The organism is Citrobacter sp. ABFQG (assembly GCF_004322975.1).
GTDB classification, from domain to species: domain Bacteria; phylum Pseudomonadota; class Gammaproteobacteria; order Enterobacterales; family Enterobacteriaceae; genus Citrobacter; species Citrobacter freundii.
The window spans coordinates 2,960,794-2,977,101 of the sequence record NZ_CP036435.1; the positions used below are offsets into that span (position 1 = coordinate 2,960,794).

General features: G+C 49.7%; 16 protein-coding genes. 3 read left to right on the plus strand and 13 right to left on the minus strand.

Features of this window, described 5'->3' with window-relative positions; translation table 11 throughout:
* Positions 1–68: 68 nt before the first annotated feature.
* The 9 genes from WN16_RS14540 to WN16_RS14580 all read right to left on the minus strand — a co-directional run bounded on the left by WN16_RS14540 (position 69) and on the right by WN16_RS14580 (position 8,315).
* Positions 69–1,178, minus strand: a complete 1,110-nt coding sequence (locus WN16_RS14540) for an AI-2E family transporter (RefSeq protein WP_044699926.1) — start codon at positions 1,176–1,178, stop codon at positions 69–71.
* Positions 1,179–1,343: 165 nt separating this feature from the next.
* Positions 1,344–1,826: a glutathione peroxidase gene (locus WN16_RS14545; protein WP_003843523.1), complete on the minus strand. Its 483-nt coding sequence runs from the start codon at positions 1,824–1,826 to the stop codon at positions 1,344–1,346.
* A gap of 84 nt (positions 1,827–1,910) precedes the next feature.
* Positions 1,911–3,875 carry a GGDEF domain-containing phosphodiesterase gene (locus WN16_RS14550; protein ID WP_003029244.1) on the minus strand — a complete coding sequence of 655 codons (1,965 nt, stop codon included), beginning with the start codon at positions 3,873–3,875 and terminating at the stop codon, positions 1,911–1,913.
* A gap of 17 nt (positions 3,876–3,892) precedes the next feature.
* The gene (locus WN16_RS14555) at positions 3,893–4,387 is read right to left on the minus strand and encodes a molybdopterin-dependent oxidoreductase (RefSeq protein WP_003029241.1); all 495 of its coding nucleotides are present in this window, start codon (positions 4,385–4,387) and stop codon (positions 3,893–3,895) included.
* Positions 4,388–4,795: 408 nt separating this feature from the next.
* The gene (locus WN16_RS14560) at positions 4,796–5,437 is read right to left on the minus strand and encodes a PAS domain-containing protein (RefSeq protein ID WP_003029239.1); all 642 of its coding nucleotides are present in this window, start codon (positions 5,435–5,437) and stop codon (positions 4,796–4,798) included.
* Positions 5,438–5,564: 127 nt separating this feature from the next.
* Positions 5,565–6,533 carry a threo-3-hydroxy-L-aspartate ammonia-lyase gene (locus WN16_RS14565; RefSeq protein WP_044699921.1) on the minus strand — a complete coding sequence of 323 codons (969 nt, stop codon included), beginning with the start codon at positions 6,531–6,533 and terminating at the stop codon, positions 5,565–5,567.
* A 27-nt stretch (positions 6,534–6,560) separates the two neighbouring features.
* The gene (locus WN16_RS14570; protein WP_003029233.1) at positions 6,561–6,956 is read right to left on the minus strand and encodes a RidA family protein; all 396 of its coding nucleotides are present in this window, start codon (positions 6,954–6,956) and stop codon (positions 6,561–6,563) included.
* A gap of 222 nt (positions 6,957–7,178) precedes the next feature.
* Entirely contained in the window at positions 7,179–7,487 is a 309-nt protein-coding gene (locus WN16_RS14575; protein ID WP_003836470.1) for a monooxygenase, read from the minus strand.
* 36 nt (positions 7,488–7,523) lie between these two features.
* Positions 7,524–8,315: a PhzF family phenazine biosynthesis protein gene (locus WN16_RS14580; protein WP_044699919.1), complete on the minus strand. Its 792-nt coding sequence runs from the start codon at positions 8,313–8,315 to the stop codon at positions 7,524–7,526.
* 129 nt (positions 8,316–8,444) lie between these two features.
* On the opposite strand from WN16_RS14580, the gene WN16_RS14585 reads away from it, so the two are divergent.
* Positions 8,445–9,143 carry an RluA family pseudouridine synthase gene (locus WN16_RS14585; RefSeq protein WP_044699916.1) on the plus strand — a complete coding sequence of 233 codons (699 nt, stop codon included), beginning with the start codon at positions 8,445–8,447 and terminating at the stop codon, positions 9,141–9,143.
* A 39-nt stretch (positions 9,144–9,182) separates the two neighbouring features.
* Here the strand turns inward: WN16_RS14585 and mdtK are convergent, their stop codons facing one another.
* On the minus strand, positions 9,183–10,556 hold the full coding sequence (gene mdtK, locus WN16_RS14590) for a multidrug efflux MATE transporter MdtK (RefSeq protein ID WP_044699913.1): 1,374 nt from the start codon (positions 10,554–10,556) through the stop codon (positions 9,183–9,185).
* Between the two features lie 217 nt (positions 10,557–10,773).
* On the opposite strand from mdtK, the gene WN16_RS14595 reads away from it, so the two are divergent.
* Positions 10,774–11,421 (plus strand): riboflavin synthase, encoded by a 648-nt coding sequence (locus WN16_RS14595; protein WP_044699911.1) that lies wholly within the window; start codon positions 10,774–10,776, stop codon positions 11,419–11,421.
* A gap of 41 nt (positions 11,422–11,462) precedes the next feature.
* Here the strand turns inward: WN16_RS14595 and cfa are convergent, their stop codons facing one another.
* Complete coding sequence (cfa, locus tag WN16_RS14600) at positions 11,463–12,611, minus strand: cyclopropane fatty acyl phospholipid synthase (protein ID WP_044699909.1); 1,149 nt, start codon at positions 12,609–12,611, stop codon at positions 11,463–11,465.
* A gap of 290 nt (positions 12,612–12,901) precedes the next feature.
* Complete coding sequence (gene punC / locus WN16_RS14605; RefSeq protein WP_003843529.1) at positions 12,902–14,107, minus strand: purine nucleoside transporter PunC; 1,206 nt, start codon at positions 14,105–14,107, stop codon at positions 12,902–12,904.
* Positions 14,108–14,220: 113 nt separating this feature from the next.
* Between punC and punR the strand changes: the two genes are divergently transcribed.
* A complete protein-coding gene (gene punR / locus WN16_RS14610; protein ID WP_003029215.1) occupies positions 14,221–15,153 on the plus strand; it encodes a DNA-binding transcriptional activator PunR in 933 nt (310 codons plus the stop codon).
* On the opposite strand, the gene purR is transcribed toward punR, so the two are convergent.
* Positions 15,150–16,175: an HTH-type transcriptional repressor PurR gene (gene purR, locus WN16_RS14615; protein WP_003029211.1), complete on the minus strand. Its 1,026-nt coding sequence runs from the start codon at positions 16,173–16,175 to the stop codon at positions 15,150–15,152. The two genes, punR and purR, sit on opposite strands and share 4 nt — an antisense overlap.
* Positions 16,176–16,308: the final 133 nt, after the last annotated feature.

The window sequence follows — 16,308 nt, forward strand, 5'->3', positions numbered from 1 at the left end:
AAAACGTATGATTTTGCGTGAAAATAAAAAAGGCGGTCCCGAAACCGCCTTCTGTTATCGTCCTGCAATCAAAAATCTGGAGGATTTTTTCCTTCTTCCATAAAGGCTTCGTCGATTCCTTCCACGTTACCTTCATGGTCACGCCCGGAAAACAGGTTCCAGCAGGTTATGAAAAGTGCAGCAACCAGGGGGCCAATCACAAAGCCGTTAATACCGTAGATCTCCATGCCGCCGAGAGTGGTAATCAAAATCAGATAGTCCGGCATTTTGGTGTCTTTACCTACCAGCAGCGGGCGCAGGATATTGTCCACCAGCCCAACGATAATCACAAAGAAGCCAACGATAAACAGCCCTTGCCATAGCTGATGGGTGGCGAACAGAAATATTGCTGCTGGTACCCAGACGATCGCTGAACCGACGGCGGGCACGAGGGAGAGAAACGCCATCAACGCGCCCCACAGAACGCTACCGTCGATATCTACAATCGCAAACGCGATGCCGCCAAGAATACCCTGAACCAAAGCGACGACCGCCGTGCCCTTGACGGTTGCCCGCGTCACGCCGACGAATTTTGCAAACAGGTGCTGTTTGGCAAAATCAGAAAGCGGTAATGAGTCCAGAATCTGGCGCACCAGGTACGGTCCGTCCTTCAGTAAGAAGAACAGTAGATACAGCATGATGCCAAAGCTAATAGCAAAGCCGAATGTTCCTTTACCAATCAGGAACGCGCTGCCGGCGAGGTATTGTCCACCCTGCAGCACGACATCGGACAGTTTTTTCTGGATCTGCGCGACATCATCCAGATTGTGTTCTGCCAGAAAACCTCTGGCCCAGTCAGGAAGATACGAAAGAACAGAAGCGACGACCTCCGGGAACTGCGTGTCATTCTGTTGCAGTTTGGTGTACACCACGTTCAGTTCAATGGCCAGCGATGACAGGATTACCATCAGCGGGATAAAGACAATCAGACAGATAATGACGATGGTAATCAACGATGCCAGTCCGTTGCGTTCGCCAAGCGCGCTGCGCAGTCTGTTTTTTATCGGGTTAAAGATAGTCGTTAATATCGCGGCCCACAAAATGGCGGAAAAGTAGGGGGACAGCACATCGAAGAACGCCCAGGTCACGAGGGCAAGTATGAAAATGAAGAAACCTTTAGTCAGTCCGTTAAATCGCATTAGTGAACCCTGTAATGAAAAGCAGTCCAGACTATAGAACCGTTCAGGGGATTTACCAACTTTAGCTGAAGATTGCCGCTTATTTTGGCTAAAACGGTGACTTACTGAAGATAAAAACCAATGAATATCCACAGTATTAATGTGATATTCGAATGACAGCAACCATTAGATTTTTAGTGCATCAAGGATGACGGTTTCTATTTTTTCTGGAGTGGTGAAGGGGGCAAAACGCTTAAGCGGTTTTCCGTCGCGTCCGACCAGGAATTTAGTGAAGTTCCACTTGATCCTCCCACCCAGTATGCCGGGTAATTCATCTTTCAGGTAACGAAATACCGGGTGTGTAGCGGCACCGTTAACCTCCACTTTCTCAAACATTGGAAAACTCACGCCGTAGTTGACGTAGCAGGTCTGCGCGATTTCGTCGGCCCCACCGGGTTCCTGCTTACCAAACTGGTTGCAGGGGAAACCAAGCACCACCAGGCCCTGTGTGTCGTATTTCTTATACAGTGCTTCAAGGCCCGCATATTGTGGCGTAAAGCCACAATGGCTGGCGGTATTAACCACCAGTACCAGTTTGCCTGCATAGTCGGCCATTGAAATAAGCTGACCATTCAGGCTGGTGGCGGTAAGTTGATGAAAAGTGCTCATTTTTTAAACCTCAGGTCAGGGTGATTTTAGCGTCGACATTGCCACTCAGCGCGTTACGGGCAGTTGAAGCCTGATAGAAAATCTTCATGGCATCGTTTTTCTGTTGTTTATTGGCACAACTTGACCATTTCTGATTTCCTCATTGACACAAGGTTGAGGTTTACCAAACAGATATCCTTGGGCGAAATCGCAGCCCAGCGCCTGAAGGCTTTTTAGTTGTTCCTGCGTTTCAACACCTTCAGCAACAGCCTTCATATTGAGGGATTTCGCCATGCCCGTGATCAGTTTGATGATATTAAGCGCATCTTCATGTGTGGATATTGAATGCACAAAAGACTTGTCTATTTTAATTTTATCGAAGGCAAGCTTGCTCAGGCGCGAAAGAGAAGAATATCCGGTACCAAAATCATCGATGGAAATTTTTACGCCCAGGGCTCTGAGCTTATTAAGCGTATTCATCGGCGTCGTACTCTCAGTGAAGAGAGAGGACTCTGTTACTTCCAGTTCAAGACGATCGGCTGGGAGTCCAGTTTCTTTCAGAATAGACAGTACGATACCGACAAAGGCTTTGCTGCTTAGCTGGACAGGAGAGACATTTACTGAAATTTTAGCAGGAACCGCCCAACAAGCCGCTTCCCTGCAGGCAATTTCAAGCACTGCTTTCCCCATCTCATTAATCATTCCGGTTTTTTCAGCAACAGGAATAAAGCTATCCGGCGACAGGAGGCCCTTCAGAGGATGGAGCCAACGAATTAGGGCTTCATAGCTATAAATTTCCTGGCTGAAGGAGTCAACAATGGGCTGGTAATAAACCACGAATTCTTTGTTCACTATTGCCAATGCCATATCATGCTCAAGCGTTCTGCTTTCTTGTAGCTTTTCTAACATTCGTTGTCGGAAGACTTTTATCTTACCTGAGCCTTCACCTTTGGCTTCATAAAGGGCCAGATCGGCAAATTTATAAAGATAGTCGGAACGACGTTCAGTGTCTGAGATAACAATGCCAACACAGGTGGTTATGTTGATAATCGTGTTATAAATAGTGTAGGGCTGGCTGATAAATTCACATATTTTCTGGGCCCGCGAAACGGCGTGGCTTTCTGTCAGGCCACTTGAGAGAAACGCAAATTCATCTCCACCCAGGCGATACAGCGTATCCGAAGTAAGGCTCATTGAAACCAGTCGGTCTGATATCTGGCGTAGCAACATATCACCGGCATCATGACCATACGTATCATTTACCTCTTTGAATCGATCTAAATCAAACAACATCACAGTCACAGAATCGTGATTTTTTTCTGCTATCTCAATTGTTTTATTTAAATCGCTCCAGAATAGTTGACGATTATTCATCTCGGTAAGAGAGTCATGGTAGACGTCATATTCCAGTTTAGCATTCTGGATTTGCAGCTTTTCTTTAGATTTCTGCAGTTCTTCGGCAAGACTCTTGACCTGCAGGTGCGCCCGCAGAATATTTCTGTTTTGATAGAAAATGAGCACGCCCAGGATCGCACTCAGTATTATCAGCAGCACCGAGGTTGCTGAGTAAATATAGTACAGCGTTTGAATTTTTTGGTTGGCGTTATTGATCGAGTTAACATCTTTGTTTAACGCACCAGATGAAAGACGACCCAGTGGCGCATCCAGAGTATGCATTTTTTTCAGATAAGCCTGGAGTGCTGAACGGTTCATTTTCTCTAGATTAACATCCAGAAAACTAAGAGTGTTTTCAAGTTTTACCGCCAGCTCACGGTGGGCTATATTGCTTTCTATGTAGCGCCCCAGGTCACCTTCTTTTATTAAATCACTCTGGCTGAGCATAATGTCGAGGCGCATGCGTACATCATCGAGATTCATCGTATCATCGATAGTGTAAAGACCCAGCAATGACTCGAATCGGTAATATTGTGATACCAGCTGAGCAGCAGACCAGGAATCGGTGTAGTGAGTCAGTTTCTGTAACTCTTGTTGCCGTTCATGCACGAGGAAAGAGATATATCCGGTAGATATAAAAAGAAAAAAGATGATGCCAGCCAGTATTCTGTTCATGATGTTCCTCTGAACGTTTACTCAATATCCATACTACTGACCTGCCAAGCAGACCTTGAATAATAAATCTGATTATTCAGTTCCGGCATGCTGTCATAGGGGTACACAATGAATAAAGGACCTTTATCACGGATGCGCATATATTTTCCGTTGATTTTTAACGCAAGGATGGCATTGTATTTTTTGAAATCACTGAGAGGGATTACGGTGGTGTAGTCATTGAGCGCAGTGACCTTTACAACCGAGCCGCTCGCGCCGACGTAATCCATGAGCTTTTGTAGTGGAATACCCGTAAAAGTAGTGCGTCCATTATACCAGGGGGAGGTGGTCTGGAAACTGACCATGCCCAGCTTCTCAAGGCTGGCGGTATCAAAAACGGCTTTCCCGTCTGCATTTGTATTTTCAATATTACCGGACAGCGTTAAAAGAACTGTACCGGAAGGCTGGGGAAGTTCACCTGCCCAGAGCTGGGTGGTGAGCACAAAGCTTACTAACATTACGATTAACCGCATTCTTACCTCACCAATCAGCCGGATGTAAAAGAATTATAATTTAGATATCACTCTATTTATATATATTGCATAGGTATTATTGATGCAATAAATTCAGCTTTATTTTTATTCCTCTAAATCAATGGGTTAGATTTTGTTTGTTTTATTATGATGTTTAATCAATGCTGATGGTGTTATTTGAGGAAAACGTAATCTCACTATGTATGTACAAAAATAAATCATTTATTGACTCAGTGCCAATAAATACCTACGAAAATAAAGGTTTATTTTTCCCAGCGGCGGGGCGTTGTTTACTGGTTGGTGGCTATATCGGATACGAAGCGGGCCAAAGTATAGCGGGAGCGCTTCGTGTCGGTAATCAAGATCAGACTTTTTATGCTGCGGCTGGTGCAGTTCAACTGAACCCGTTTATTCACCCGCCTGAACTGACTGGCGGGCATACAGGTAGGCGGTGGCCCTTGATACGCCCAGATGCTGTGCCACCGTATCCATAGATTTGCGTACGTTCAGCAAACCGTCCTGGCGTAATTGTTGAATCAGCAGCTTACGGTCTTGAGGTTTAAGGGCTCGGGCCGTCGTAGCGCGTTTAGCGGCAAAGTCATCAATACGCTGGCGGATGACTTCGTTACTGCCGGGATCGATATGTTCCTTAATGGGGGAGTTTTCGGTTTCAGTAAAACGCGCAAGAGCACTCTGCATACCACGAAACAGCGTCATATCTACATTCAGACAGAGAGCTGCTACGTATCTGCCTTCTTCATCCTTGATGCCAATTGAGGTACTTTTCACCGGGCGACCATCGGCAAACTGATTACTGTAGTTCGCAATGATGCTGGGAAAGTCAGGCGATGCGATTCTCGCCAGGCCAAGCTCGGTTGCTGGCTGGCCGGGTTGACGTCCGGACAGATTATTATGGATGGATAAAATGGCATGTTCAGGATTTTTGAGGTCATGAACCACCACTTCGCAAAACGGAGAGAAGGTCTCACTCAATCCCCTGGCGATAGTATCAATTTGGCTGAGAAGCGAGTTATTGTCGGTTTTTGGCATGCCAGTCTCCTGCGGTGATGCCTGTTGCCATGATTGCGAGCAGTTTACAGTGACCTGGGATCGTTTTTCCAGACGGCAATGTACAGACAGTAACATTAGGGTATCTGCATGACAGATACCCTGTTTATCATCTGGCCAGAAATTCACTGTAGCGGCTGATATCCACGTTTCCGCCGCTGATGATAATGCCGACTTTCTTGCCGCGAAGTTCAGCTTTGCGCGCTCTGGCCGCAGCAAAACCCAGACACCCGGTCGGCTCTACGACGATTTTCATGCGTTCAGCGATAAATTTCATTGAGGTGATTAATTCAGCGTCTGAAACCGTCAGAATATCGTTCACGTTTTGCTGGATAATCTGAAACGTATAGTTCCCGAGATGTTGGGTCTGAGCACCGTCAGCAATGGTTTTGGGCGTATCGATATGAACAATTTTTCCGCTACGAAACGACTGTTGACCATCGTTACCCGCCTCAGGTTCAACACCATAGACGATGCAGTCAGGAGACAGATGTCTGGCCGCCAGAGCGGATCCTGAGAGCAGGCCGCCACCGCCCAGACAAACGAAAAGGGCGTCTAACTGACCCACTTCTTCAATCAGCTCTTTTGTGGCGGTGCCCTGGCCTGCAATCACGTGCGGATGGTCGTAAGGGGGGATCAGCGTTAACCCCTGTTTCTCTGCCAGGTCCCGACCAATTTTTTCACGATCTTCAGTATAGCGATCGTAAGTTACCACCTTTCCGCCATAGCCTTTTGTTGCTGCAACTTTAGCTACCGGAGCATCATGCGGCATGATAATTGTTGCTGGAATCCCCAATAATTTTGCCGACAGTGCAATGGCCTGCGCATGGTTACCGGAAGAAAACGTCACGACGCCCGCAGCACGTTGTTGTGGTGTGAACTGGCGTAGCGCATTCATAGCGCCGCGAAATTTGAAGGCGCCCATTCTCTGGAAGTTTTCGCACTTAAAGAAGACTTTCGCGCCAAATTCTTCATTAACCGTTCGGGATGTCATCACCGGTGTTTTGTTAGCATAATCTGCGATGCGCGCTGCCGCAGCGGCAACATCGTTATAATCAGGCAGTGTCATTTCAGTCATTGTTGTTCACCTGTGTGTTGTTAAATGTCACGCTTGCGGGGCCAACGCCATAGCTTCAACTTCCAGCGCAAAACCATAATGAAGTTCCGCAACACCGGCTACTGCACGGGATGGACGGAAATCACCGATCCACTCCCCATAGATTTTGTTAAACGTCGGCCACTGATTCATATCCGTCACATATACGCGAACTGACACCAGATGCTGGCGGGAAACTCCAGCACCTGCCAGACAAGCATCAATATTCTGTAGCACCAGCCGGGTTTGATCTTCAAAAGAGGCATCCGCTTTTTTCTCGCCGTCGAAAGTGACCGGCAATTGCCCAGAAATGAAGACGAAACCGCCAGCCGTTGTACTGTGCGAGTAATGACCTGCTGGCGGGAAGCTTCCAGCAGATGAGTTCAGTGTAATGTCCGCGGACATAATAAACCTCCTGTAGCTAATGATTCACTTTGTATAAAATAATACAATTTGTATTATTTTATACGCCTATATGCCACTTTCGGCTAGAGATAATTTTCGCGGGTGATGATTTTGCGAACTATTGCAAATGTGGCTAACGTAAATCGCTAACCTGGGTAGGAACGAAGAGGGGAAGGCAGGAGAGTGAAGAAACGCCCCGGTCGGGGCGTCTAAGGCAAAATACTAGCCGATGTGACCGTGGTTAATTTTAGTTAACGGTTCATTGATATCGAAGATTTTGAACGTCACGTCTTCCACACCCAGATGCTTCAGACGGGCGGTATGCTTTTTGATATAGGCCTGAGCGGTGTCTTCGTCCCGGAACAGGTAGATGCCACCCGCTTCGTGATTTGCTTCGTTCTCGGTCCAGATTTTCCAGATGAACCCCGGCTCCTGGTTGATTGATTCGGCCAGTTCAACGAGCTGACTCGACATCTCAGCCCCAAACGGACCATGAAAATCAAAGTGTATCTGCACGAGTTTGTTCGACATAAATCCTCCATGGATTGGTTATTTCGGGTAAGGCTGCTAGCGCAGCAGCACTTTACCGGTCAGATAAGTTATTGCCTGTCCACTGATATAAACACGCGTTCCTGCTAACTGACAGCGTAAATCCCCGCCGCGCTCAGAGACCTGGCGCGCCAGCATCTGTGTTTTATTCAGTTTTGCAGCCCAGTAAGGGATCAGCATGCTATGTGCCGAGCCTGTGACCGGGTCTTCAGCGACGGCTTCACCCGGGCAGAAGAAACGGCTGACAAAATCGTATTCCCCGTCACCCGGCGCGGTGATGCACACCATTTTCCCCAGCGGAAGCATGGCGTGGATGTTTGGGCGAACAGCCTCAACCTGCTGTTGATTTTCCAACACCACCATGTAATCGCGTGCCACGCGCATCTCTTTGTATTCGGTGATGCCTAATGTTTCCAGCAGTAAAGCGGGCGGCATGGCAGATTCGCTTTGCCAGGCTGGAAAATCGAGCGTCAGCCATTCACCGCTGCGCGTGACCGTCAGCGGTCCCACAAAGCGGGTAGCAAAATGGATTTTTGTATCCGGGTAATCCAGATGTTCAAAGATGACATGCGCGGCGGCAAGCGTGGCATGCCCACACAGATTGATTTCACCCTGAGTGGTAAACCAACGCAGCTCAAAACCATTCTCATTGGCGACAAAAAAAGCGGTTTCTGACTGGTTATGCTGCTGCGCCATCTTTAATAATGTTTCATCGGGCAACCAGTCCGTGAGCGGACAGACTGCTGCGGCATTACCGCCAAACGTCGTGGTGGTAAAAGCATCCACCATGTAAAAATCGATTTGTTGCACAGAATAACCCTCTCATCGCACTCAGGATAAATCACACTCTACCATGCCAGCCATTGGGTCAGCGCTCCGATTCGCCACTGCGGTGAAAATTCGTTATCATCCGTCCCCACACCTCATTCTGGCCGCCTGATGTCTACGATCCTCGATACCTTTATTGCCCCGCCTTGTCATGACGAGATAGAGATCCTCTATCGGGACGAGCATCTGGTGCTAATCAATAAACCCAGCGGGTTACTTAGCTTGTCGGGCAAAAATCCGCAGAATCTCGATTCGGTACATCATCGGCTGGTACAGATTTACCCTGGCTGCACGCTGGTACATCGGCTTGATTTCGGCACTTCTGGACTGATGGTGGTCGCCCGTAACAAGGCTATCAACGCTGCGCTTTGCCAGCAGTTCAGCCAGCGTACGGTCACTAAGGTGTACAGCGCGCTGTTATGCGGGCATCTGGAAAACGACGAGGGAGTTATCGATGCAGCGATTGCCAAAGACCCGGAGCTGTTTCCATTAATGTCAATTTGTGCTCTCAACGGCAAACCCGCACGCTCGCGCTATCAGGTTGTCGAGCGCTTTTATCATCGTCAGGAAAAGGGGGCGTTGCTCCCCTTGACGCGGGTACAACTAATGCCTGAAACCGGGCGAACCCACCAACTGCGGATCCACTGTCAGCTGTTGGGACATCCGATTTTAGGCTGTGATTTGTATGGCGGGCGTCTGCTGCCTGGCACTGAAAGGGTGTCGCGACTGATGCTGCATGCCAGTGAACTGCACTTCAGGCATCCCATTAGTGAAGCGTGGATGAACGCCCAAAACGCCAGTCCGTTCTGAGGATGTAAAAAAAGCCGCCAGACGGCGGCTATTTAGGCATTATCGTGCAGCTCGTTGCAATATAACCGCTGACGGCTGGCGTTGCAGAAAGCGCATCCGCAGCATCATCAGCACCGCCGCAGAGGTCAGGCCGATAATAAAGCCCATCCAGAATCCTGCTGGCCCCATGCGGTCAACCACCAGATCGGTCAGCGCCAGAATATAGCCACTCGGCAGACCCAGCACCCAGTAGGCTGTAAAGGTTATAAAGAAAATGGAACGCGTATCTTTATAACCACGCAGGATCCCGCTGCCAATAACCTGGATAGAGTCCGATATTTGATACACCGCGGCCAGTAACATGAGCTGCGCGGCCAGGGCGACAACTTCCGGATTATTGTTGTAGAGCAGGGCAATATGCTCGCGGAATGTCACGGTGAAAAGCGCCGTTACGACCGCCATGCAGACACCGACACCCAGGCCCGTTCTGGCTGCAGTTTGTGCATCCAGCGTGGAGCCCTGGCCCAGACGATAACCGACACGAATGGTGACGGCAGCAGCCAGAGACATCGGCAGGACGAACATTAACGAACTGAAGTTCAGTGCTATCTGGTGTCCGGCCACGTCGATAATCCCCAGCGGGGATACCAGCAGAGCGACCACCGCAAACAGCGTTACCTCGAAAAATAACGCCAGCGCGATAGGTAAACCCAGTTGCACCAGACGCTTCATTACTGCGGTGTCAGGTTTCTGGAAACCACGCTCATTACGGATATCGCGCATTGAGCGCGCTCGTTTGATGTAAGAGAGCATGGCGATAAACATCACCCAGTAAACAGCCGCCGTAGCCACGCCGCAGCCTACGCCGCCCAGTTCCGGCATGCCTAAATGTCCATAAATGAAAACGTAGTTAACCGGAATGTTCACCAGCAGGCCGAGAAAGCCCATCACCATCGCTGGTTTAGTTTTGGCTAATCCTTCGCACTGGTTACGAGCTACCTGGAAGAACAAATACCCCGGTGCACCCCACAGCAAGGCACGCAGGTAGCCAACGGCTTTATCCGCCAGCGCCGGGTCAATGTTATGCATGGAGCGAATAATGTACCCTGCGTTCCATAGCACAACCATAATCAGCACGGAGACGCTGCCCGCCAGCCAGAATCCCTGACGTATTTGATGGGCGATACGGTCGCGGCGTCCGGAACCATTGAGTTGCGCAATGACCGGCGTCAAAGCCAGCAGTAGTCCATGACCAAACAGAATGGCAGGTAACCAGATAGAGGTACCAATGGCGACTGCCGCCATATCAGTAGCGCTGTATCCGCCCGCCATGACGGTATCAACGAATCCCATTGCGGTTTGAGCGATTTGCGCAAGAATCACCGGTATTGCCAGAGCTAATAACTGACGCGCTTCACTTACATACTTTTGCACGTGTACACCACTATATTGTTGTTATTTGAGAGACTAAAAAAGCCGCCTTATATGGCAGCAAGGAGAAAAAGCAGGGGAAATTTCAGTCTATTGTAGCGAGGAATACGTAATTCTCCAGTGAAAAAACAGGCGCTGGTGGCGCATTGCTGGCAACCTGAATTTCCACCTGCTATTGTGCTGTGCAGAGATGTCTTAATTGAGTTCAGGAGTAGGAAGTATGTTTACGGGTATTGTGCAGGGCACCGCAAAATTGGTGTCCATTGATGAAAAACCAAATTTTCGTACGCATGTTGTGGAGTTGCCTGAATATATGCTGGATGCGCTGGAGACCGGCGCATCGGTTGCCCACAATGGGTGCTGCCTGACGGTCACCGAAATTAACGGTAACCAGATAAGCTTTGACCTGATGAAAGAAACGCTGCGTATCACCAATCTGGGCGATCTGAAGGTCGGTGATTTGGTTAACGTTGAGCGTGCGGCAAAATTCAGTGATGAGATTGGCGGACATTTAATGTCGGGCCATATTATGACCACTGCCGAAGTGTCGAAAATTCTGACCTCGGAGAATAACCGTCAGGTGTGGTTTAAAGTCCAGGACCCGTCGCTGATGAAATATATCCTGTACAAAGGATTTATTGGTATTGACGGTATCAGTCTGACGGTCGGTGAAGTGACGCCGACGCGTTTCTGTGTGCACTTGATCCCGGAAACGCTGGAGCGTACGACGCTTGGCAAGAAAAAGCTGGGCGCAAAGGTCAATATCGAAATCGATCCCCAAACGCAGGCGGTGGTTGATACTGTTGAGCGTGTACTGGCGGCGCGTGAAAGCGCCATCAGCAACATAACGGGCGAAGCGGGAGCCTAAGCCTGAGAGTTAAGCCCTCGTTGATACGGGGGCGATAACGATTAACGGGGAACGCGCAGGCCGTGTTCAACGCCGCGAGAAAATACCACCTGCCATAACTGAATATCGCGAGCTCGAAACGCTCCGGCACAAGCGTTCAGATAATAGCTGAACATCCGCTTGAAACGTTCGGTATAGTTATCGGCGATTTCAGGCCAGGAGTTAATGAAACGTTCGTGCCAGGCCATCAGCGTCGTGTCGTAATCCGCGCCAAAATTATGCCAGTCTTCCATTACAAAATGTGGCTCGCTGGCGTTGGCAATCTGGCGAACTGATGGTAAACAGCCGTTCGGGAAGATATATTTATTGATCCACGGATCAACGTTATTGTCGGTCTTTTTGGAGCCGATGCTATGCAGTAAAAAGAGACCATCCGGTTTTAAATTGCGATCGACCACGTCAAAATAGGTGGCGTAGTTTTTCGGCCCTACATGCTCAAACATGCCGACGGAAACAATACGATCGAATTTGTCATTCAGGTCACGATAATCCTGCAGCAAAATCGTGACATCAAGCCCCGCACACCGTGACTGCGCCATTTTCTGCTGTTCTGCCGAAATGGTTACACCCACCACGCTTACGCCATATTGCGATGCCATAAACTGGGATAAGCCGCCCCAGCCGCAGCCTATATCGAGCACCCGCATCCCTGGCTTCAACTGCAGCTTTTCAGCAATCATTTTTAGCTTCGCCTGCTGGGCAGATTCCAGGGTGTCGGCATCTTTCCAGTAGGCGCAGGAATACTGCATATAGGGGTCCAACATGCGAGTAAAGAGATCGTTGCCTAAATCGTAATGTTCTTTGCCGACAACCCATGCACGCTTTTTGGTCTGCAAATTGAACAAGCGAGCAGCGGCAATTCGTAACGTATCTTTGAAGTGGCGGGGGAGTTGGTTTTCAAGACCGGCGCGCAGGACTTTACTAAAAAACATATCCAGCCGGTCACATTCCCACCAGCCATCCATATAACTTTCACCCAACCCTAACGATCCTTCCTGCAATACTCGTTTGAAAAAATCGGGGTTCTTTACGCGAATATCCGCCGGTGCCGGACCATTAATGGTAATGCCTGCACGGCTCAATAATTCATTGGTGATGCGGTACCAGTCATCATCCGGTACGCTGACGTCTTCTATACACGATGAACTCATAGCTTCTCCATCACTGGTCGGTGATCAGAACCTTAAAACAGCGTAGACGCTTTTTTGGGCTTTGTGAGAAATCTCACGGAATTAATCCGTGAATCTATAATCCGACGTAGAACAGAGGAAGGGAGGAACCCTTGCCGAAAAGACCATCCGTGGGAATACGGGAACATTCTTGTTCCCGTTAACACATAAAAATTATCGTTTTTTTAACATCCGGAAATCAGTATAGGCCTGAATTTTTGACGATTCAACCGATAATTCTTAGCGGGCTAATTAATTGCCCGCGACAATTATTAGTGAGACTCTCCGTGGGCAATTTGCGCGCGGTCATCTGTTTGCGGGGCGTCAGTTTTCTGCGATTGCATTTTGTAACCCACAGCAGCCAGCAATACCGTGGTCAGCATAACGCTGGTAGTGGTGAGCAGCGGGGTAGCAATCAACCAGGAAACGACAAGGCTTGCCAGGAAGCATAAACCCAGTTGCAGCGTATTCTGCAATGCGGCAGCGCGTCCAGTGGCCTGTGGGAAAGGGCGTAATGCCTGCGCGACAACGATAGGGTAGATTGCGCCGTTCGCAATCGCCATAACGCAGAATGGGATCAGGATTTCAGCCAATGCGACATGATGAATAAAGCCGGTCGCCCAGGTGCCCACAACGCTGAAGGCATACAGAATGAGTAACCAGGGCAGCAGCTGACGACCCTGCCATTTTTGCAGCGCAGCACGACAGCCGTAACCACCGATTAAAAAGGCGATAGTTTGCGGAACATAGCTCAGACCAATTACCGCTGGGCTATAACCCATTTCGCTAAGGATGAACGGGGAACCCGTCAGCCATGCAAAAAAGCTCGCGGAACAGGCGGCATAAATCAGCACGTTTCCACGGTAAGTTTTCGAGCGCAGCAAGGTGGCGAAAGTCAGTTTATCTTGGCTGTCATCGCGTGCTTTAGCTGTAGGCTTTAAACGCAGCGCCGGAAGCATCAGAATCAGAGTAATGGCGAACAGGGTGGCAAAAATGGCCTGCCAGGAAAAATGTACCAGGATCCAACTACCTAATAACGGGGCGAGGGCAGGTGATAACCCGACCAGCGGCATAATGGTGGCAAAGATGCGGTTTACTTTTTGTGAAGGATAATAGTCGGTAACCAGCGCTTGCCAGATAACCGATGCTGCACAGACGCCAACGGCCTGAACAAATCGCAGTACCAGCAGGCCTGTGGCGTTTTCAACCCACAGCATGCCCAGACTGCCCAGTGCGAAGATAGATAAACCCAGCAGCAAAATAGGCTTGCGACCATAGTGGTCAGAGAGCGGTCCCCACAGCAGTTGTGCGACGGCAAAACCAGCTAAGAACAAGCTCAGGCTAGCGCTGACGGCAGATGCAGGCGTTTGCAGATCGGACTGAATTGCGGCGAAGGCGGGCAGATACATATCTGTTGCCAGAAAGCCGAGCACGCTAAGGCCCGCCAGCCAGACTAAAAACCCTTTCCCAGGTTGCATCATCATTTCTCTTTTTTTAGCAGTAGAACAATGCCGCTGAGTGTAGTGAGTGTAATTCTCGCTGTGAAACGCTAATATTTGCTTACTGATTTCAAAATTTTTGCAGGCAGAATATGTGGTCGGAATATTCACTTGAAGTGGTTGATGCGGTTGCGCGTAACGGTAGCTTTAGTTCGGCCGCGCAGGAGTTACACCGTGTACCTTCGGCGGTAAGCTACACTGTGCGCCAACTGGAAGAGTGGCTGGCGGTACCACTTTTTGAGCGACGCCATCGGGATGTGGAATTAACGCCTGCCGGGGCATGGTTTTTAAAAGAAGGTCGCTCTGTTATCAAAAAAATGCAGATCACGCGCCAGCAATGCCAGCAAATTGCCAACGGCTGGCGCGGACAGCTGGCGATCGCAGTCGATAACATTGTCCGCCCGGATCGTACCCGACAGATGATCGTGGATTTTTACCGTCACTTTGATGATGTGGAGTTGTTAGTTTTTCAGGAAGTGTTTAACGGCGTATGGGACGCGCTGTCCGATGGACGCGTGGAGCTGGCCATCGGTGCCACACAGGCGATTCCGGTAGGGGGGCGCTATACCTTCCGCGATATGGGAATGCTGAGCTGGAGCTGCGTGGTAGCCAGCCATCATCCACTGGCGTCAATGCCCGGACCGCTAAGTGATGATACGTTGCGCAACTGGCCGTCACTGGTACGCGAAGATACCTCCCGTACGCTGCCAAAGCGTATTACCTGGCTGCTGGATAACCAAAAACGCGTCGTGGTGCCTGACTGGGAATCATCCGCTACCTGCTTATCAGCAGGGCTGTGTGTTGGCATGGTACCGACGCATTTTGCCAAGCCGTGGATCGATAGCGGCAAGTGGGTTGCGCTGCAACTGGAGAACCCCTTTCCTGATGCTGCATGCTGTCTGACATGGCAGCAGAACGATACGTCACCGGCATTGAGTTGGCTGCTGGACTATTTAGGGGATAGTGAAACGTTGAACAAGGAATGGCTGCGGGAGCCAGATGAGACTCCCGCACAACAGGCTTAACGGCGGTAATCTCGGAACGGACCGTCGGCAACGGAGCGACGCTCAACCAGACGTGGATGCACCTCGATAGACTGTGACTCTTCACGTTTATTCACGATACGGTCTAACAGCATGTTGAAGGCCGTTTCACCTAGTGAATCCTTCGGCTGGTGAATGGTCGTTAAGGCCGGCGTGAAGAAGCGGGCGTTGCGCACGTTGTCGTAGCCGATGAGTGAGACATCCTGTGGTACGCGCAGACCCATTTCGTCAGCGGCGCACAGCGCACCCATCGCCATAATATCGCCACCGCAGAAGACAGCGGTCGGACGATGCGATTGCGACAGAATTTGCTGCATGGCGCGATAGCCGGACTCAGGCTCGAAATCGCCCTGGACAATCCAGTTATCAGGCACTTTAATCAGCGCTTCTTCCATCGCTTTCATAAAGCCCGCCAGACGCCCGGCCCCGGTATTACGTTCCATTGGACCTGGGATCACGCCAATTTCACGATGACCGCGTTCTACCAGATACCGACCCGCCATGTAACCGCCTTCGAAGGCGTTATCAATGACCGTATCGGTAAAGTCGGCTTTAGCTTCGCCCCAGTCCATGACGACCATCGGAATATGGCGATACTCTTCGAGCATCGAAAGCAGCGACTCCGGATACTCAGAACACATCACCAGCAGACCATCAACGCGCTTTTGCGCCATCATCGACAGATAGGCCTGCTGCTTTTCGAGACTGTTCCATGCGTTACCCAGAATCAGCGTATAGCCTTTCTGGAAACAGTTTTTCTCCACGGCTTCGATAATTTCTGCGAAATAGGCCGCTTCGCTGCTGGTCGCCAGCAAGCCAATAGACTTGGTGTGATTCACCTTCAGGCTGCGGGCAACTGCGCTCGGAGAATAGTGCAGTTCTTTGATCGCTGCCCAGACAGCATTACGCGTTTCTTCCGCGACAAAGCGCGTCTTGTTAATTACGTGTGATACGGTTGTAGTGGAAACGTTTGCTCGCTTCGCTACATCTTTAATTGTTGCCATTACATCTCACTCCAGACCATATCCTAAGCTCCTGAGAATACTCCAGGTAAACGTTTGCCTTTACACACCCTTAGCGCAACGTAAGGGTTGCGGCACGCCGGGAAAACGACACGGAACGTCAGGAAGGGGTCAA